At 45.3% G+C, this 19,725-nt stretch carries 17 protein-coding genes; 6 read left to right on the top strand and 11 right to left on the bottom strand.

What is annotated here, in order from left to right:
• Positions 1–16: 16 nt before the first annotated feature.
• Positions 17–2,239, bottom strand: a complete 2,223-nt coding sequence (locus AC0IYG_RS22645) for an outer membrane beta-barrel protein (protein WP_471713354.1) — start codon at positions 2,237–2,239, stop codon at positions 17–19.
• Positions 2,240–2,459: 220 nt separating this feature from the next.
• Here AC0IYG_RS22645 and AC0IYG_RS22650 point away from each other — a divergent pair, with 220 nt between their 5' ends.
• On the top strand, positions 2,460–3,515 hold the full coding sequence (locus tag AC0IYG_RS22650; protein WP_471713355.1) for a sensor histidine kinase: 1,056 nt from the start codon (positions 2,460–2,462) through the stop codon (positions 3,513–3,515).
• Between the two features lie 24 nt (positions 3,516–3,539).
• Positions 3,540–4,250, top strand: a complete 711-nt coding sequence (locus AC0IYG_RS22655; RefSeq protein WP_471713356.1) for a LytR/AlgR family response regulator transcription factor — start codon at positions 3,540–3,542, stop codon at positions 4,248–4,250.
• Between the two features lie 15 nt (positions 4,251–4,265).
• On the opposite strand, the gene AC0IYG_RS22660 is transcribed toward AC0IYG_RS22655, so the two are convergent.
• From AC0IYG_RS22660 to AC0IYG_RS22670, 3 genes are read right to left on the bottom strand one after another with little or no spacing between them, the layout of a single operon-like run.
• Positions 4,266–5,579 (bottom strand): alpha/beta hydrolase family protein, encoded by a 1,314-nt coding sequence (locus AC0IYG_RS22660; protein ID WP_471713357.1) that lies wholly within the window; start codon positions 5,577–5,579, stop codon positions 4,266–4,268.
• 12 nt (positions 5,580–5,591) lie between these two features.
• Positions 5,592–6,341, bottom strand: coding sequence for a glucosamine-6-phosphate deaminase (locus AC0IYG_RS22665; protein ID WP_471713358.1), 750 nt, complete (start codon positions 6,339–6,341; stop codon positions 5,592–5,594).
• A gap of 33 nt (positions 6,342–6,374) precedes the next feature.
• On the bottom strand, positions 6,375–7,790 hold the full coding sequence (locus AC0IYG_RS22670) for a Gfo/Idh/MocA family protein (protein WP_471713359.1): 1,416 nt from the start codon (positions 7,788–7,790) through the stop codon (positions 6,375–6,377).
• Positions 7,791–7,917: 127 nt separating this feature from the next.
• On the opposite strand from AC0IYG_RS22670, the gene AC0IYG_RS22675 reads away from it, so the two are divergent.
• Positions 7,918–8,943 carry a LacI family DNA-binding transcriptional regulator gene (locus AC0IYG_RS22675; RefSeq protein WP_471713360.1) on the top strand — a complete coding sequence of 342 codons (1,026 nt, stop codon included), beginning with the start codon at positions 7,918–7,920 and terminating at the stop codon, positions 8,941–8,943.
• Here the strand turns inward: AC0IYG_RS22675 and AC0IYG_RS22680 are convergent.
• Complete coding sequence (locus tag AC0IYG_RS22680) at positions 8,918–9,607, bottom strand: helix-turn-helix domain-containing protein (RefSeq protein WP_471713361.1); 690 nt, start codon at positions 9,605–9,607, stop codon at positions 8,918–8,920. The genes AC0IYG_RS22675 and AC0IYG_RS22680 overlap by 26 nt on opposite strands.
• A gap of 260 nt (positions 9,608–9,867) precedes the next feature.
• Here AC0IYG_RS22680 and AC0IYG_RS22685 point away from each other — a divergent pair, with 260 nt between their 5' ends.
• On the top strand, positions 9,868–10,923 hold the full coding sequence (locus tag AC0IYG_RS22685) for an SDR family oxidoreductase (protein WP_471713362.1): 1,056 nt from the start codon (positions 9,868–9,870) through the stop codon (positions 10,921–10,923).
• Positions 10,924–10,979: 56 nt separating this feature from the next.
• Here the strand turns inward: AC0IYG_RS22685 and AC0IYG_RS22690 are convergent, their stop codons facing one another.
• A complete protein-coding gene (locus AC0IYG_RS22690) occupies positions 10,980–11,366 on the bottom strand; it encodes a hypothetical protein (RefSeq protein WP_471713363.1) in 387 nt (128 codons plus the stop codon).
• Positions 11,367–11,502: 136 nt separating this feature from the next.
• Between AC0IYG_RS22690 and AC0IYG_RS22695 the strand changes: the two genes are divergently transcribed.
• Positions 11,503–12,819 carry a YihY/virulence factor BrkB family protein gene (locus AC0IYG_RS22695; RefSeq protein WP_471713364.1) on the top strand — a complete coding sequence of 439 codons (1,317 nt, stop codon included), beginning with the start codon at positions 11,503–11,505 and terminating at the stop codon, positions 12,817–12,819.
• Positions 12,820–12,906: 87 nt separating this feature from the next.
• On the opposite strand, the gene AC0IYG_RS22700 is transcribed toward AC0IYG_RS22695, so the two are convergent.
• Positions 12,907–13,218, bottom strand: a complete 312-nt coding sequence (locus AC0IYG_RS22700; protein ID WP_471713365.1) for a hypothetical protein — start codon at positions 13,216–13,218, stop codon at positions 12,907–12,909.
• Positions 13,219–13,486: 268 nt separating this feature from the next.
• On the opposite strand from AC0IYG_RS22700, the gene AC0IYG_RS22705 reads away from it, so the two are divergent.
• A complete protein-coding gene (locus AC0IYG_RS22705) occupies positions 13,487–13,738 on the top strand; it encodes a hypothetical protein (RefSeq protein ID WP_471713366.1) in 252 nt (83 codons plus the stop codon).
• Between the two features lie 97 nt (positions 13,739–13,835).
• Here the strand turns inward: AC0IYG_RS22705 and AC0IYG_RS22710 are convergent, their stop codons facing one another.
• The 4 genes from AC0IYG_RS22710 to AC0IYG_RS22725 form a co-directional block, all read right to left on the bottom strand.
• Entirely contained in the window at positions 13,836–14,240 is a 405-nt protein-coding gene (locus tag AC0IYG_RS22710; RefSeq protein WP_471713367.1) for a hypothetical protein, read from the bottom strand.
• 292 nt (positions 14,241–14,532) lie between these two features.
• A complete protein-coding gene (locus tag AC0IYG_RS22715; protein WP_471713368.1) occupies positions 14,533–16,473 on the bottom strand; it encodes a KUP/HAK/KT family potassium transporter in 1,941 nt (646 codons plus the stop codon).
• A 44-nt stretch (positions 16,474–16,517) separates the two neighbouring features.
• Positions 16,518–17,483 (bottom strand): hypothetical protein, encoded by a 966-nt coding sequence (locus AC0IYG_RS22720; protein ID WP_471713369.1) that lies wholly within the window; start codon positions 17,481–17,483, stop codon positions 16,518–16,520.
• 96 nt (positions 17,484–17,579) lie between these two features.
• Positions 17,580–19,724: a xanthine dehydrogenase family protein molybdopterin-binding subunit gene (locus tag AC0IYG_RS22725; protein WP_471713371.1), complete on the bottom strand. Its 2,145-nt coding sequence runs from the start codon at positions 19,722–19,724 to the stop codon at positions 17,580–17,582.
• Between the last annotated feature and the right edge of the window lies 1 nt (position 19,725).

The raw sequence follows: 19,725 nt of genomic DNA on the forward strand, positions 1-19,725 counted from the left end.
CAACCTTAACGAAGTCTCAGTCGATTCTGCCCTTTTCCTCGTCGGATGCATTGTTGTTATGGCGGCGTTTGCGGGCGAAATCTGCTTTGCCAAAGCGATAAGTCATCGCGAAACTAATGCGCTGCGTATCCGATTCGCTGGTTTGGAAATATTCGGATTGTCTGAGGCTTAATGACCGGTTATTGTAAACCCAGGAATGGAACAAATCATCAAAAGCAACGCGCAGACTACCTTTTCCTTTCCAGATTTTTTTCTGAATACCGCCATTCACGCGATACATTCCTTTGGTCAATGTTTGCCCGTTCATATCGCGGCTGGCATAGTAACCGCCCAGCTCAGCACTCCAGTTGGGACTGATCGTGAAGTAATTATTCACTTCGAGGCGCAGGATATTCACGTTGAATTGCAGGTTTTCTGTGTAAACGCGGCCATTCATGCCAATGTGCGAAAGTCGTGCGGTGTAATTGAGATACCACCATTCTGCGGGCGAAGTGGACACGGTCGTGTTCAGCAAAACCATAAATCCGCCTGCAATGTTTTTGGGCCGGGTTGTGAAAACGTCACTAACGGCTTCGGTGGTCTGAAAAATCAGGTCCGAAAATTTGTTGTAACTCAATCCCATGTTCAGAAATTGCTTATGCTGAAATTTCAACTCTATCCTACTCTGATACTGCGGATTAAGGAGCGTATTTCCTGAACTGTATGAATATTGGTCGCGGTAAAAAACGAATGGGTTGAGCAGCTGATAATTCGGGCGGGTGATCCTTCTCACGGCCATTAATCCCAATGTATTGTTGCCCATCGAGTCCAGTTTATAGCTGATATAAGCGCTTGGAAACAGCCCTGTGTAATTTTTGGTAAAACGGCTGCCCTGCACTTCGTCATTCCCCAGCTGGTTGCCGCGCACCGATGTGTTTTCAGCACGCAAGCCGAACTGAACGCCGAACCGTTTCCATGATTTTTGGCCATTAAAATACACGGCATTGATGTTTTCATGATATTTGAAATGGTTGGATTTGCCATTATCAATCGTTTGTTCAGCGCCGTTCACATTGTAAAACTTATTGACATTATCATTGTCCACAATGCTGGATTTCAAACCCACTTCAAGTTTGGCTTTGTTCTTTAACGGATGCGCATAATCGGCTTTGGCAGTATAAATATCGATGCTCGCCGGAATGAAATAGCGGAAAGTTTCCTGCCCTAACAATGCGTTTTCCGGTGAATAGGCGAAGTTTTGCAGATCCTGTCTGCCCGTTGATTTGTAGTTCAGATAGTTCACGTCAGCCGACAGCTCTCTGCCTTTATCATTAAATTTATGCTGCAAATTGAAATTGAAACCCAGGTTCGTTCTGCTGTCTTTCGCTTTGGTAATGCCTTCGCCGATGCGTTCCAATTGGTTACTGGCATTAAAATCGCTGCTTTCAAAATCAAACCGACCATTTCGCTGACCCTTATTTACATTGAATATCAAACCGTAAACCGTCTTCGGATTGGCCGCGAAATCCATTCCGACATTGGCATTGAAACCACGGTCTTTGTAAACCAGATTATTTTGCAGATCAACTGTTGAGCTCAATGCGCCGCCTTCATCGAAAAAGCGTCTGTCGAAGTGATCTTTGCGATAATTCTTCTCATAGTTATAGCCCAGGTTGGCAAAGACATTCCATTTTTTATAATTGTAATTAACATTGACCGCATCATTGTTCCGGGCATATCTCCCTTCCGAAACACCGAGCGAAACATTGCCCGTAAGACCTCCTATCCTGTTCTTTTTAAGCCTGAGATTAATGATCGCATTGCCAGAAGCGTCATATTTTGCAGACGGATTGTCGATGAGCTCAATTTTATCCAGGTTCCCGCCGGGTAATGACTTTAAATAAGCCGCCAGATCTTGCCCGGACATGTAAGTATTTTTCCCATCAATCAGCACCAGCACGCCGCTGCGGCCATTCAGACTGATTTCTCCATTGCTGTTAATGGAGATGCCAGGCGTTTTTTCCAAAACTTCCAAAGTACTGCTGGCGGCCGCGCTGATCATGGCTTGCACATTCACAACCGTTTTGTCAATTTCCTGGACAATCAGCGGCTTCTTTTTCGTAATCACCACTTCATTCAAATTGATATCTTTGGCTTTTTCCGGCGCCTTTTCGGCCGGGGCAGCCTGAGGCGCGGGCGTTTGTGCTATTGCATGGCCAGAAAGCAATGTGGAGAACAGGATTATTTTGAGCGTTTTCATCTTTTCAGGTTTTATGGCTAATCAATTTTGATGGTCAAATATGGAAGGCCGTTAACCGGGATGAAAACTGAGCTGTTGGACAATGCTTTTTCAGTGACAAAACTCATTTTTCACAGGTCGAACCGATTCAACCAAACGAACGTGCATTTCGTCAGGAGCCAGGCTGTGTCTGACCGGAAAGCTTACTTACATTGAAGCATTTGAGCACATTTGCAACCTAATGGAGACAGGGAAAATCATGAAGCAGTTGGCTGAAAATGAAGCAGTGCAGTTTGTGCGCACCAACATTTACTATGTGCTGGCGGCCATTGCTGCGGGGCCGATCTGGCTGGCGGTTGATGCTTTTGCAAATGCTGTCGGCACCAATAATGATGAAGCCGTGGCCGCAGCAGCGACGGCTTGCCTGATCTTCTGCATTTTCCTCGGCCGATATTTCGGGCAATTGTGGGCATTGAAAAACAAGGTCACAAACCAACTGCTTATCACCCTTTCCGTGATCAGTTTTGGCAGCATTGTATTCCTGTTTGTGCATGCAGAATATCTGCACGACGATTACGGACCGCTCAATCTGCTGCTATACTGGATCCCATTTTTGCTGAGCGGCTTAACATTGGGCATGCTCATTAAGCTGGCCCGGAGCGTCACGCAAAACCAGTTAAAAGAAGCCCGGGCGGCGGCGGAGCATAGTAAAAGTGAGCTGCATTTGCTACAATCGCAGTTAAGCCCGCATTTTTTGTTTAACACATTGAACAATTTATACGGCTTGTCGCTCACCCAGCACGAGCGCATTCCCCCTTTGCTTTTGAAACTTTCGGATCTGCTCCGATATTCCGTTTATGAGGCGAATGAAGTCTTTGTCCCGCTCAAAGACGAGCTGGTTTACATTCATAATTACATTGAATTTGAAAAAATAAGGATTGGCGACCGGCTTGTTCTGACCACGAATTTCGAAGAAATCACAAGTTCAGACATTAAGATCGCTCCGATGCTGCTGATCGTTTTTATCGAAAATGCATTCAAGCATTCCAAAAACACTGCCGACGAAAAGATTTACATTAACATTGAATTGAAAACATGGGAAAACCTGATCCTGTTTTCAATTAAAAACTCACATGATAAGCGAGAAAAAGAGATTTCAATTGTAGAAAAGCACAGCGGATTCGGCCTTGCCAGCGTAAATAAGCGACTCGAATTGCTTTATCCTCATGAGCATGAGCTGGTTATCAAAAACGAACCGGACATTTATCAAGTGGTTTTAAGGTTGAAAACAAAGTAAAATGCATCTCTGAAAAAGCTGTTTATGCAAAAATTCAATTGCCTTATCGTTGACGACGAGCCTATTGCGCGGGATATTTTGAAAACCTACTGCGGGCATCTGGACAACCTGGAAGTGGTGGGCTTATGCGGCAATGCATTGCAGGCAAAGGCAGTCATGCAAGCGCAAAAAGTGGATGTCCTGTTTCTGGACATTAATATGCCGGTGATGGACGGGATCGCATTTTTGAAAACATTGAAAAAACAGCCGCAAGTCATTTTCACAACGGCATATAAGGAACACGCCGTGGATGCTTTCGACCTTGCGGCCTGTGATTATTTGCTAAAACCTTTCTCACTCGAACGCTTCATCATTGCCGTCGACAAGGCGCTCGAACATTTGCAGGAACCGCCGAAACCTGTTGCAGACGCTCAAAATGACAAAACAACTGATTACATTTTCATCAAAGCTGGTGACAAGATTTATAAAATTCAGCACGATGAGCTGCTATATGCCGAGGCAAATGGCAATTATACCAAAATCGTCACAACGCAAAACACGCTGCTGCCGGCCATGACTTTTTCAAGTTTTGAAGAGCTTCTGCCGGCAACATTATTTTTGCGCATTCATCGATCTTTCATCATTAACAAGGCCAAAATCGGTCATATTGAGGGAAATCGGGTTTTTATTAATGGTGTTGAAATCCCCATCGGGCAGAATTACCGGGAAGGTTTTATGAAGAGCATCGGGCTTTGAAATCATCTCGCGGGCTTATTTTTTCAGCCACTTATCAAACCAGTCAAATGCATCTTGCTGCATTGCGGCGTCGAACTTGTGTTCTCCGTCGTAGAATTTGGCCAGATATTTATCCTTCGCTCCTGCTTTTGTATAAACTTCGCCCAAAACCTGATCTGCTTTCTTCATCTCGGGAAGTGTGTAAAGCTCGTCCTGATTGTTGTTTTGAATCAATGTTGGCAATGGAACTCTTAACCCGAGAATTTCCGGAAAGTCAAGATAATTAGGCAAAAGGGGCGTGTAAGTCATCCAGGTGTGGGTTACGGCTTTATTCAAGATCAAATCTGCCCAAGTTGTCATGAAACCGACACAAACGGCACACTTCACACGCGGGTCCATGCCGCCGAGATAAACGGTCCGCAAACCGCCGCCGGACAAACCGCCACATCCGATACGCTGCGGATCCACATCTTTCCGCTGTTCCAGAATGTCAAGTGCAATCCGATCCTCGGCCAGAAAGACACCCGGCCAGGTCGTTCCAGCGCTGAAAAGTGATTTGGACATCACATGCTCGTGCGCATTTGACCATTGATTATAAGCTTCAATGTTCTCACTGTTTTCCGGGTCCTCATCCGATTTTCCTTTTGTATCCACATCGCCCCAAGTTAGTCCCTGCACATCTTCAAACCGCACACGCCGACTGCCAAATGTGAATGCGTCATGCACAAGCACCACGTAACCACGTTTTGCAACCTCATTTGCCCACGCCAAACCGCTGTAATCCGTTGCCTGGTGCTCCTTTAAAAGCGGATGCTGATCATCGGATGTTTTGACAATTTTCCTATATCCAAAATACTTTTTGCCTGCATGATCATGAAGGCCCAGGATCGCCGGAAGCGGCTTTGTGACACCCTGAGGCTTTAAGACAACTGCCTGCGTTTTGTGCCCATAGGGAAGCTGCCAGGAGATTTCCTCAATGTCCAGACCGTCGTAAACGTATTTTTTTTCCACATTAACCTTTGGCAAAGGCGATTTTGGCGGACTGGCAATCAGTTCCTGCGCTTTGGCATAAGCTTCCTTTTTCCAGGCATTCAAATCCTTGAATTTCGGGTCCCTGAAAGAGAGCGGCGGAACGGGTTTCAGCAATGAAGCGGCCCAGCTTCCATAGTCGCCAATGATGCTTTTGTCCGGCAATTGCGAATCTTCTGAAATCATATTTTCCAATGGGATAAAATTTGACATTACATCGAAATCAAAAGTAAAAGGGATCGCCATCGCAGTCAATGACGTTTTCAAAAATTCCCGCCTGTCGTTTGCTGCATTTTGTTCCGCTGGATTTTCAGGTTTCATGTTACATTCAGGTTAAGCGACCACTTTTTCGGGCAGCAGCGAGGCGGAATTTTTATCGAGGAAAAATGTGCAACGGGTGTGGTTTTGCAAAATGCTCGCCGGATAAATGTTGCTCACTTCCTCCATCAAACTATTCCTCACAGCCAGCGCTTTACGCGCATCCGGCACGGAGCATACAATGTATCTGGATTTCATGATCTGCTTCACTGTCATGCTGATGGCCTGCAACGGAACTTCCTCCAATGCGCCAAACCAGCCTTCGCCCATTTGCTGCATGCGGCACGGTTCGTCCAGATTTACAACGTGATAGGCGTTTTCAATTTCAAAATCCGCCGGGGGATCATTGAATGCCAAATGTCCGTTTTCACCAATGCCAACCAAAGCCACATCAATCGGATGCTGGCTGATAATGCTGTTCAGATTTGCGATTTCTTGGTCAATGTTGCCTTCGCCATTGATGAGATAAACGGCTTTCAGCGCCGGGACTTTGTCGAGAAAGCGCTCTTTGAGATAGTTTCTGAAACTGGCATTGTGAGCCAATGGTAAACCGATAAATTCGTCGAGGTGAAACATGGTTACCTTGTCCCAATCAATATTTTCTTCCTTTATTAATTGTTCCAAAGTCTGAAACTGGCTGGTTCCTGTGGCGAGGATAATGTTGGCAGATCCCTTTTCTGCTATGGTTTTGCGGATCAAGGCTGCCGCCAGCGTTCCAGCCTCCACGCCCAGCTCGTGTTGATTCTCTGAAATGACAATGTTCATTACAATGTGATCTTGATTATTACTTTTAAAAAATTACGATTTTACGCTGGTATTTCCACCTTGCGAAAGCGCAATGTCCACCGGTTTGTTGGTTTTCCAGGCTCCGGCTGTGAAATCTGGAATGTCGATGGAATTGGATCGGTGCGCCACCGACCATTCGCTCAAAGGTGCAATCACGCTCCATGAAGCTGCGTCGTAAACGTCCTGATCAAGTGGTAAGCCGTTTCTCAGGCAGTCGATCAGGCGCCAGTCCATCAGGAAATCCATGCCGCCATGGCCGCCAACTTTTTTAGCGAGCTCGCCGATTCTTTTGACGATTTCGGGCTGATATTTTTGTTCCAATGCTTTGAATTCAGCGTCTTTGAGCCATTCGTGGCCTTGTGCAATGCGTCCTTCGGGAGTTCCGGCCGGGCCTTCGGGCAATGGATATTTTTGTGCGGATCCTTTTGTGCCGCTAATGACGTGCAAACGGGAGTAAACGCGCGGCGAAGTGACGTCGTGCTGCAACATGATCGTTTTGCCTTTTGCGGTCCGGATCGTGGTTGTGTTCATATTCCCACGGAATGTCTTGCCCTTGAATTGCTTGAACTCCGGATCTTCGGCGGCCAGTTTTTCAGCACGGGCCTGCAGCATGAAATCATTGCTCGCCATGCTCACCAGATAATCCATTTTATCGCCGCGGTTAATGTCCATGATCTGTGCCACAGGGCCCAGTCCGTGGGTTGGATACAGATTGCCGTTGCGTTGATTTTCCTTCAAGCGCCAGAGATCGAAACGTTTTGATTTGTCAAAAAACGAATCATAAATGTCGTGAATGTAAGCACCCTCGGCGTGAATAATTTCTCCAAAATAACCCTGGCGGGCCATATTAAGGGTTAGCAATTCAAAAAAATCATAACAACAGTTTTCCAGCATCATGCAATGCTTTTTTGTCTTTTCGGAAGTTTGCACGAGTTTCCAGCAATCGTCCACCGTTGTCGCGACGGGAATTTCAACGGCCGCGTGCTTGCCGTGCTCCATCGCGTAAATGGCCATCGCCGCGTGCAGGCTCCAAGGGGTGCAGATGTAAATAAGGTCCAGATCTTCCTGATCGCACATTTGCTTCCACGCATCTGCTGTGCCGGAATATACTTTTGGATTATGGCCTGTGCCTTCAAATGTTTTCTTTGCGGCCTCAGCTTTTTCCGTCCTGATATCACAAAGTGCCTTCACCTGCACATTTTCGAGCTTTTTGATCCGTTCGATCGCTCCGCCGCCGCGGTTACCGAGTCCAATGTATCCAATGCGAACGGTGTCGATCTTCGGCGCTGCATAACCGCTCATGTTGAACTTAGGAGCGGATGGAATGTGGATTGCGGGCGAATCGAGCGGCCTGGCGGCGCCATAAGCCGCATTCAGCAAAGCAATGCTGCTTAATCCGGTGACTTTGAGGAAATCTCTTTTTTTCATGGGTTTAGTTTGATATACTTACAATTTTACAAGGATTCAATTGGCTTTCTCTGACATTTCAGGTAATTATTAGCGAGAACGTTATCGAAAACTTCCGCTGTTTTTCAATGCTTCCAGCCCCCGATCCATGCGCAGATTAGCGACGATTAAAGACATTGCAAAAGCACTTGGCATATCCGTCGCGACGGTTTCGAGGGCGCTGCGCGATGCGTATGATGTGAGTGCGCAAACACGGCAGTTGGTGCTGGATAAGGCTGAGGAACTGCATTACAAGCCCAATTTCAATGCGACGGGTTTGGTCAAAAGCAGCACGCATAAGATCGGCATCATCATTCCGGCGATTACGAATTACTATTTTTCTACGGTCATTACGGGCATTCAGGAAGTGGCTCAGAGTAAGGGTTATAACATCATTTTATACATTACAAATGATTCCGCCGAGCTTGAAAAAAAGATCGTTCATGACCTTTCGCTGAGCAGTCTGGATGGTTTGCTGGCTTGCGTCTCTTCGCCTTCGGATGCTTGCAAACATTTTCAGGATCTGATTGATGACGGCCTTCCGATTGTGTTTTTCGACCGGGTTCCGGAGGATATGCGCGGTTCAAAAGTTATGCAGGACGATTATAACGGCGCTTATCAGGCTGTAAATCATTTGATTGAGATGGGTTATCAAAAGATAGCCCACATTACCGGACCCAAAGGCGTGTTTCTTACCGAGAACCGGCTGCGCGGATTTAAAGATGCACTTAGCGAGCATAACCTCGATTTTGAGCCTGATTGGGTCGTTTATTCCGGATTTTCCCAAAAAGATGGTGAGGCTGACATTGAGCAGTTATTTGGCAAAAACAACAAAAAACCGGACGCCATTTTCGCTGTGAATGACCGCAAGGCAATCGGCGCAATGGTGGCTTTGAAGCGTAAAAACATGCGGATTGGAGCCGAAGTGGGTGTTATTGGCTTTACCAATGATCCGATCTGCGAGATCATTTCTCCAACCTTATCAACCGTGGCTGAGCCGGCTCATGAAATCGGCCGCAAAAGCTGTGAACTGCTCCTTAACCACATTAAGAAACCCACCTTCGCTGGTGAGGAGGTCGTACTTTCCGGTGAACTGATCGTGCGGGGGTCTACGTTGCGCGCAATGCATGATTAATTTGTTTCCGAAACGCAGAGGGCGTCTGTCCAAGATGTGACTTTACAAATTTATTAAAATGGCTTAAATCGGTAAATCCCAACTCATTACTAATTTCCTTGATTGAAAAATAACTGTATCGCAAACGATTTTCGATCAAATGCAGCTTGTGCTGCGCCACATAATCCCGGAGCGTGAAACCAGTTTGTTCTTTAAAATATGTTCCAAAATAATGTCTTGAAAGCCCAAAAGTGTCAGCTAAGTTGCTCGCCTGCGTTTTTTCTGCGGTATAAATATGAAGGTGAATGTATTGAATAACCTGATTGATTTTTTCAACATGTTTCTGAGCGGACGCTGGCAAATGCGGAGTCAAATTTCGCTTTATAGTGGCGAGGATTGCCTGGATTAAAAAGAACATGATTTCACTTCCCTCACTTTTATGATCAAGCCATTCATTTACAACCAGCTTCATTAGACTGTTCATAATGGCCTTTTCCTTGTCATCCTTCAAGAGCGGAGCGCTGCGGTTTTGGGCTTTCATCAAAAGCTGATCCATATCTTTATTCCAGGCATCGGTTGCTTGTACATTATCAATACTTTTTAGATAAGTATGATTGAATTTGATAAATGTGAATTCGGTTTCTTCCGCAATTTCAAAGCTATGAAAATCGCATGGTGCCAACAAGAACAATTCCTGCGCATTATAGGGAATATAAGACCCTGAAATGCAATGCTGCCTTTTCCCTTATGTATAAATATAATTTCAAAATGGTTATGGTTATGAACAGGATGCTCCCATTCATTGGCAGTAAAATGCGAAATTTTTAAATATTCGTGCTGAAAATACTTTTTCATACAATCAAAAACTACCGTAAAACCGGACAAATATACAAGCGTCATGCCTACAATCTGCCATAGTTTTGCTTTAACAAAATGAAGTAAATCATGGAAGAAAAGAAAATAGCGCTCGTGGTGGGTGCAAATGGTGTGATAGGTGAAAATTTGATTCAACATTTATCCAGCTTACCGGACTGGGAAGTCATCGGGGTGTCGCGGAGAGGTGGAACGGCGGCAGGAAATGTCAGATACGTTGCAGTGGATTTGCTGGATGAATCTGATGTGCAGGCAAAACTTGCAAATCTCTCGGACGTAACGCATATTTTTTACGCCGCTTACCAGGACCGGCCAACCTGGGCAGCATTAGTTGAGCCGAACATGACAATGTTTAAAAATGTAGTTGAGACGATCGAGCAGGCCGCGCCAAACCTAAAACACATCAGTCTGATGCAAGGTTATAAGGTTTACGGTGCGCATCTGGGACCATTTAAAACTCCTGCACGAGAAGATGACGCGGGCCATATGCCACCGGAATTTAATGTGGATCAGCAGGAGTTTTTGGAAGCAGCGCAAAAGGGAAAAAAGTGGACCTGGTCTGCAATCAGGCCGTCGGTGGTGGGAGGCGTTGCATTAGGTAACCCTATGAATCTGGCAGTTGCGATTGCGGTTTATGCCTCTATATCTAAGCATTTCAACTTGCCGCTTCGCTTTCCGGGAAAGCCAGGCGCTTACCATTCGCTTCTCGAAATGACCGATTCCAGCTTACTGGCTAAGGCGACGGTGTGGGCGGCGACGGAGCAAACATGTGCAAATCAGGCTTTCAACATTAACAATGGTGATCTTTTCAGATGGAGTGAAATGTGGCCGAAAATCGCCCGCTACTTTGAAATGGAAGTTGCGCCACCATTGCAGATGCCGCTGGCGACGATTATGGCAGATAAGGAATCGATTTGGAATAAAATAACGGAACAGTTTGGCTTGAATCAGCACGCATACCAAGAACTTTCATCCTGGAATTTCGCAGACTTTGTTTTTTCTTGGGATTACGACATGTTTGCGGACGGCTCCAAAGCTCGCAGATTCGGTTTTCATGAATATGTGGATACGGAAGCAATGTTCGTAGATATTTTCAATGATCTGAGAAGGCGAAGCGTTATTCCATAAAAAAAGGTCTGCTCAATTCAATGGGCAGACCTCTCCTATTTCTCATGCAATGCTTATTACTTCGGTGTATTTCCGCGGCCGTCTTTTTTCGCGTCGGCGGATTTCTCACCTGTCTTTTTCTCTGGCGCGCCTTCCTTGTTCATTTTTGAGACATTGGATTTGCCGTTTGCCTGGTTTCCTTCTTTTCCCGTTCCGGCGGTTGAGTTGGAGCCGTTAACTTGTCCGGCTTTTCCAGGTTGGGTTGCTTTGCTGTTGCCTACTTCATGGTTTGCACCTTGCGTAGATCCTTGCGTATCGGTTCCGTCGTTTCTGCCTCCGGGTTTGCCGTTATCTGATGTTGTCGTTGACGCTTGTTTTGGATTTGTGGATTGCGTCGTGCTTTGCGCGTACACTGCAGACGAAATCGCGAAAACAAATATTAAGCTAGCTGCTAACTTTTTCATGATTCAAGTTTTTGGTTGATGAATTTTCAATGGGCTTACAGTAAAAATCATACCCGAAACGACGGTTTTCCTATTGGCATGGATATTTACAAGTGGCGCTGTTAACGACTTTAACCTGCATACTATGAAGTTATCTATGACTCAACCTAAATTCCTGTGGTCGGTCGCAAAAGACAGTTTTTCCGAATTTCTGGACGACAACTGCCTCAAATTAAGCGCTGCACTGTCCTATTATACCATTTTCTCGCTTGCACCGATGTTGCTTGTGATCATTTCCATCGCGAGCATTGTGTTTGGAAAAGAGGCTTTTCAGGGTGAGCTGTTTGGGCAAATAGCGGGATTGGTGGGCAAAGATGCCGCGGCACAGATCCAGGAACTGATTAAAAACGCGGAACTATCTAATAAATCAGGTATTGCTGCCACAGTTGGGATTGTTACATTGCTCATTGGTGCGACCGGGGTTTTCGCCGAAATACAGGATTCCATCAATTATATATGGTCGATTAAATCAAAGCCGAAGAAGGGCTGGCTGCAATATCTTAAAAACCGGCTGCTGTCTTTCTCCATCATTATCACACTCGGATTCTTGCTAATTGTATCATTGGGCGTGAACACGGCTGTCGATTTGCTAAGCGGCAGACTTGAACGTTATTTTTCCGAAGTGTCGGTCATTTTCTTTTCCATACTCAATATCGGGCTTGTTTTGGTGATCATTACGGCGCTGTTTGCTGTGATTTTCAAAGTCCTTCCCGACGGTCACGTGCGCTGGAAAGAATGTCTGGTTGGTGCAGCTTTTACGTCGATCCTCTTTGCAATCGGAAAATTCGCAATCACGTTTTATTTGGGTAAACAAGATTTGGGAGCGACTTACGGAGCGTCTGCTTCGATTGTGATCCTGCTTACGTGGGTTTACTATTCTTCTATAATCCTGTATTTTGGCGCTGAGTTTACCAAGGTTTATGCTAAAACAGATGGCGTCGGCATTTCACCAAATGAGCATGCGGTGCTTATGGTAAGGCGGGAAGTGGAGGAAGATCATCCGGATGCAAAGTCTCCAACTTTAAATGCTTCATCTGATTCTAGTTCCATTAATCCAAAGGCAGTAACACACAAATTACTGGACACGGTTACTGATTTTATTGATGAAAAGCTGAATGCGATCAGGGCAGAGATTAAGGCGAAACTCGCGAGCATTGCGGCACCTGTTTCATATTATGGGTTTGTTGCGATCATTACTTTCATCATTGCCATTGTTGTTATCGTGCTGCTCGGACATTTACTTAATAATGCCTTTAATAGCGATTATTTGGGATTCGTAGTGTTGCTTGGATCTACGCTCGTTTTGCTTGCATTGTGTTTCATTTTCCGGGAAAACCTGCTGCGTTTAATCAAAAGGATTGTCGCTAAAAAGGTCCAGGCGAACGAAAGCCGTGTGGAAGAGCCGGTTAGCTGACATTAGCATTACATCTTAATAAACATGAAAAAAGAGGACCTTTGCGGGTCCTCTTTTTAGTAATAGATGAAGTTGAAGTGCGGCATATTAAAGCTCTTTTTTCTGGATCACCCACATCCAGTTTGCGGGCCATGCGTCTGAATTAATGCTGTCGTGTCTAACCAATTCCTGATCGACCAGCTCGTATCCGATAAGTCGTCCGCCATGACTTTCGACGTCGGCTCTGGCGTAATTGTGCAATTGAACCCAGACTTCGGGTGCTATTAATTCAGCTGAAACAAACGCCAGCTGTTTCCATTTTGGGTCTGCGGAGTCGTTTACGTACCGCAACAAAAGATAATGCTTAAAGCTCTCATTACTCAAAGACAAAACCGTTTTCCTATTGTTTGCATGTCTCATGATTCGAAAATTTAGATTATCCTAAAAAATATTTAAATAGTATAAACCCCGCCGTCATATACGTTTTGATGTTTCGAAAGGATCGATGTGTGTTATAGAAATCAGTGTTTTTCTGACAATATTTTTGCATTCAAAAGTCTTGCCACGTAACTTGTACAAATATTTCTACCCACTAATTCTACATATAAAAAATTCATACTTAGTACGGCTTCGAGTTTAAATTTTGGCACAAAAATTTAAATCGAGATCGATGTAAACATCATATTCCATGGTCACATTAAACTATATCAAAGACGAGTGGGTGAAGGAGAAAAACGGATCCCGACTTATGCAAGTTGACGAATATCAGATTGTAGAAACTGTAACTTACGCAAATGGAAACTCAACGCCTATAACGAAAAGAGTCTATAATGGAAAAGTCTGGTGCACATGGGTCAATGAAAACAAGACCGTAGTTACGCAGCCTTTTCTTGAATCGGAATTAGAGCCGGCTGTCCCCCAAATTGCAGCGAATTACTGATTTTGTGCTGATGTTTGTTTCGACCATAACAAGCTCAATGCAGAAAAAGCCCGGGAATCAGATTCCCGGGCTTTTTGGCTTTCTTATCTGTTGATGATTATGGTTTTCTGGTTGGCTCAGTCGTTGAACGAATTGACGCAGTATCAGCTTCATTGCCAGATTTTCTGTTCCTTTTGCGGTTCATCCGGTCACTTTTCTTTCCGCTCGTTGGCACCAGTGAATCTTGAATGATCGCTCCGCCAACGCGTTGCGATTTAATCAATGTATCCTCCGAAGGCGTTCCCGATGGCTTCACCGGAGACTGGGGTGAATTGAATTCTGCTTTCTTCTCCGTTGTCGGATTTGTTGATGCCGGACTCGTCGTTGTGGAGTCCTGCGCAGGAACAGTTGCTGGCGTCGACGGTGTCGCTGGCGATGTAGGGGTTGTAGGAACAGTTTGCGCATAACCGGCTGTGGCGCCGGCAAGGCATGCTATGATTATAAGTGTTTTTAATGTCTTCATTTTCAATCAAGTTTAGTGATGAATCCAGGATTTACCTGCGTATTCATATAGTCATCTAAAACTATTCCTGAAAATGAAAATCACTCATAATTTAATCATTTGGTAACAGACCCAGCATGCGCGGCGTCAGCACAGATTTATTTGCCAAATAAGTTAACTACAAGATACTAATCTAGTTACGAACAAATTAGTTACCCCAAAATGCGTATTGCTTTACCCAAACTATCCATATCGAATATTTGGAACAAAATTAGATCGAAAACTACGTTCTTAGAACTAGTTCTAGCCTAGATCAATGATAAACCCGCTTCATACGAATTTTCTCGCTAGGCGTGAGTACAAGCGGCACTTTTTCAACCTTAACCGAGCTGCTGTCCAACCCGAACCATTTATCTTCTGACGTGGTAATGCTCTTGATGGCGAAATAAACCTTCATAATCAGCTCTTCCATGAAAGGCAGATTATTTTCGATAGAGAGATACCGCTCCAAGACAATGAACCGGAAATCACCTGTAATATTCTGTCGGTTAAGCGATTCGTAACGGCTTGTGATGTCCACTTCTTTGTTCAAAACCATATCTTCCACCACTTTCCTAAAGAAGAGATTGATGCGCTGTTCTATCCGGAAGCCCAGCCTGAATGTGACTTTAATGACGTCATCCTCAGCCATAATGTTGACGTGATAGTCCATCGTATATGGCTCATCGGTTGTTTCCACGTGCACAAACCAATAAATGTCAGCGCGCTTCGGGCGCTTGTAAAAAATGGAGTAGATGATCTTCGTTTCAATCTCAGATTCGTGCGAAGCATTGGACATGAAGATCAAATGCGTCGAATATTTCGGAATGCTGATGTCATTGCTCAACTCGCGCAGCGGACCAATGTATTTTTCGAGACTTTCAAACTCGGTGAGTCGCAATTTGATAAAATAAGCTCTCAGCCAAACGGTTATAACAAGTCCGATAATCGTAGCGAGCACGAGCGAAACCCAGCCGCCGTGCATAAATTTCAATAAATTAGCAGCCAGAAAAGATCCTTCAATTGCGAGATAAACAACCAGGAAAACAGCCAGAAACGCCTTCTTAACCTTGTTTACATACAAATAGACGGACATTAAAATGGTCGTCATGATCATCGTGAGCGTAATGGCAAGTCCATAAGCCGCTTCCATTTGCGATGATTCTTTAAAATAGAGCACGATGCCAACGCAACCCGCCCACAAAAGCCAGTTGACGCTCGGCACATAAAGCTGCCCTTTCTGATCACTTGGATAAACAAGTCTCACTTTTGGCCAAAAATTAAGGCGGATTGCTTCGGAAATCAGCGTGAATGAGCCGCTTATCAATGCCTGACTTGCGATAATGGTTGCCATCGTTGCAATACAAATTCCTGGCAATAACCACCATTCCGGCATGATTTCGTAAAACGGCTTTTTCCCTTCGAGGAATGTTCCTGAATGTGCGATCAGCCATGCACCCTGACCAAAATAGTTTAGTATCAGGCAGGTTTTTACGAATATCCAGCTAACCCGAATGTTACCTCTGCCGCAATGTCCGAGGTCGCTATATAATGCTTCTGCACCTGTTGTACAAAGGAAAACGGCTCCGAGCATCCAAAATCCGCCGGGGTGATTGGCCAATAATTGGTAACCATAATAGGGATTGAGGGCTTTCAGGATTTCCATGTGCCCCACAACCTGATTGACGCCTAACACGGCCAGCATCAGAAACCAGATCATCATAACGGGTCCAAAGGCACGGCCGACGATCGTTGTTCCGAAGATCTGAATGATGAAAAGTAATGTCAGGATGCCGATAACGATAGGAATCGTCTGGATCTGCGGGTAAAGTAACCTGAGCCCTTCGACTGCGGAAGAGACGGAAATGGGCGGCGTAATGATCCCATCCGCTAACAATGTGCTGGCACCGATGATTGCTGGAACAGTAAGCCATTTGGCATTTTTCCGGACCAATGCATATAATGCAAGAATCCCGCCTTCGCCCTTGTTATCAGCCCGTAGAATAAGGATCACATATTTGAGTGTGGTCTGTAATGTAAGGGTCCAAAATATGCAGGAAACAGCGCCGTAAACCACTTCTGCAGAAATCACCTCTTTGCCAATAATGGCTTGCATCACATAAAGCGGCGACGTGCCGATATCGCCAAAAATAATTCCTAACGCAACTAAAAGACCGGCTGCGGATGCTTTATCAAGATGTTTATGGGATCCCATTTACTTAGTTAATTGAAAGTGCGCGAAATTAAGGTTCCGGCGCATTAAAAAGTGTAGAACTCATAATTAACGTTCCACTTTATTTCTTCATTCGGTTTGGCAGTAAGGCGAATGTAAGGTTCGGGGCAGGAAGTGGTTGGACAGGCCCAGTAAACGAGTTTTTCCAATGGCTTATCTCCTGTAATCCTGACTCCGGCTGATGTCTTAGTGTTCTCAATCCGGATGTCATAATCTTTTGCTGTTGGCCCAAAACCTTTTAACCCTGCGCTAAAAACCTGGTCACTTTTCTCCATCGCCCGCGCGTAATTTAATGTCTTGCCTTTTGCGTTGATCAAGGAACCAAAACCGGCGCCTTCACCGCTTACATCGAACGGAAAAACGATCCTTATATTTTCATTAGTGGGCTCTTTGTCAATCATAAAAAAATTGTGATTGTAAGTGCTGGTTGCGATTTCCTTTGTGCCTGTGTTTTTCAATGTATGTTCCAAAACAAGCTGCGGTTTTCCGGGAATCAACTTCAATGTTTTGGTGTACACATATGCGTATCCGTTGCCGTCTTTTAGTGTGTGCGTGAATGTTACGTGATCCTTTTTCTTGTCAACCGTCCACTTACCGCCGTCTTTAATCTGATAATTTGTGGCAAACGAATATTTCTTATCGTCGGGTTTCACGAGCACACCAACGCCAATCTTCACGAAAGTTTCGCCGGGTTTTACAGCATCAAAATCGAGGGCAACAAACTCTTCAACCGGTCCCATGATGGCATCGTGCAGCTTGGGGTCATAAGTGCTGTTCCATTGCCCGAAATACGAATGTCCTTTGTATTCGAGACTCGGCACCTGCCCCGCCCAATCGAACCTTACGCCACGATAATAACCATTAATGCTGTCTGGCAAAAAGAGTTTGGCTTTAATAATGCCATTGGAAATATCTGTTTGCGGGAAATCAATGAGTGTAAATGCTGTGGCAATGAGGCAAATCAGCGCGCCGATAATGGATCGTTTTTTCATGTCAAGGTTCAGGAAATATATTGGACAAATAAAAAGACAGTAAGACAATGCAATGATACATTTTCTTACTGTCTGATTTGCTATATGCGCTTTTGATTAAGAAATCCCTTTGAAGGCTTCTTCATTGATAAACGGCTGATTTCGCAGTCGCTGCTTGGTTGCTTTATAAAATGCATTCGCAACTGCGCCTCCGGCTGGCGGCAAGGCTGGCTCGCCGAGTCCGGTCGGTGAAATGCCGTTATCCACAAAATGCACATCCACTTCTGGAATTTCATTCATTCTGATCAGGCGGAAACCGTTGAAATTGCTTTGATCGGGCGTGCCGTCCTTGAATGTCATGTTGCCATACATTGCGTGGCCAAGACCGTCAACAACACCTCCTCTAACCTGCTGAAGCGATCCGCTTTTATTGATTACGATTCCACAGTCTACGGCTGCAATGACGTTTTTTAATGTTGGTTTGCCTTTCAGCATCACCACTTCGCCCACTTGTGCAACGTATGACCGGTGTGAGAAGTAAACGCTGAAACCTTGGTAAACGCCTTTTTTCTTGCCCCAGTTGCTTTTCTCGGCTGCCAGCTTAATGACGGCGATCATCCGGTCAACATCATATTTGATCGCATTAACCGGTGACTTTTTGGCCTTTTCAAGCAGTTCCAATCTGAATGCAACGGGATCTTTTCCAGCCGCTTCTGCCACTTCATCGAGAAAGGATTGCTCGGCATAGGCCAGGAAATTGGTGATCGGCGCGCGCCATGGACCGGTTGTAATAGGCGATTTATGTTCAACGGAGTCGATTAGCAAGTTTTCAACAGATCCGGATGGGAAATTATCTTCGCGAGTAGAGTTACCTGAATTCATCCCGACTCCGCGCAATTTATATCCGATCATTGTTCCGTTTTTATCCAATGCCGCCTCGAAGCGGTAACGAACGGCCGGACGGTAAATTCCACCGGTCATGTCGTCTTCACACGTCCAAATGACCTTAACCGGTGCTTTAACGAGTTTGGAAACATTAGCGGCTTCCAGAACATAATCCGCAGCAAGTCTCCGTCCGAATCCACCGCCTTGACGGGTGATTTCAACTGTAACTTTTTCCGGAGCAATGCCGACGAGTTTAGCAACTTCTGTACGCGCACGTTCCGGCGTCTGCGTCGGGCCGACCAGTTCAACGCCATCTTCACGCACATGTGCAAAGAAGTTCATCGGTTCGAGCGGGCTGTGCGGCAGGAATGGGCATTGATATTCTGCCTTAATGACCTTTGCAGCGCCTTTGAATGCTGCTTCCACATCTCCGTCTTTGCGCCTTACGGTTGCTTCGCCATTATCCATCAACTCGCTAAAAATGCGGTTATGGTCTGCTGTGCTTTCAAGATCGGCTGCTTTTTCGTATTCTATCTTTAATGCGTCTTTGGCTTTTTTGACTTGCCAAGTGGATTTACCAACGACGGCAACACTGTTATCGAATGTTACTACGTCCACAATGCCCGGCATTGCTTTGGCTGCAGCTGAGTCAACAGATTTTAGTTTTAGACCAAATGCTTTCGGACGCTGAATAACGGCGAAAAGCATTCCCTCTTTATAGAAGTCAAGACCAAAAAGGGGCTTGCCGGTCGCTATATTTTTATTATCAACATTACGAACAGATTGTCCGATCAGCTTGAATTCTTTTTCACTTTTAAGCTTAACCTCGGTAGGCGCTGTCAGTTTTGAAGCGGCCTCGGCGAGTTCTCCGTATGTGGCTGACTTGCCTGATGTTTTATGCAAAACTTTGCCATTCTCGGCTGTCAGTTCTGATGCTGGCACTTTCCATTTTGCAGCGGCTGCTTCTATTAACAGGTGGCGAGCGGTTGCTCCTGCTTTGCGCAAGCGTTCCCACGAATGAGGAACTGCGCCACTTCCACCGGTAACTTGTCTTTCAAAAATTCCTGTATCCAGATTTCCCTGAACAGTTTTCACTTGCTTCCAATCTGCATCCAGTTCCTCGGCCACAACCATTGGAAATGCTGTTTTGATGCCTTGTCCGATTTCCGGGTTAGGGGAAACAATGGTGATAATGTTATCTGTGCCGATTGACAAATAACTGTTAAAATTTATAGAGCCGGCGGCAATGCTTTTCGCATCGACAACCACGGGAAGCGCAGTGGAGTTGGTCCAATTGAAACCTAAAAACAGTCCACCACCTGCCGCGGCTGCAATTTTCATGAAATTGCGCCTCGAAGTTTGTTCTAATGTCTGCATG

It is taken from the genome of Dyadobacter sp. AC419 (assembly GCF_979253085.1).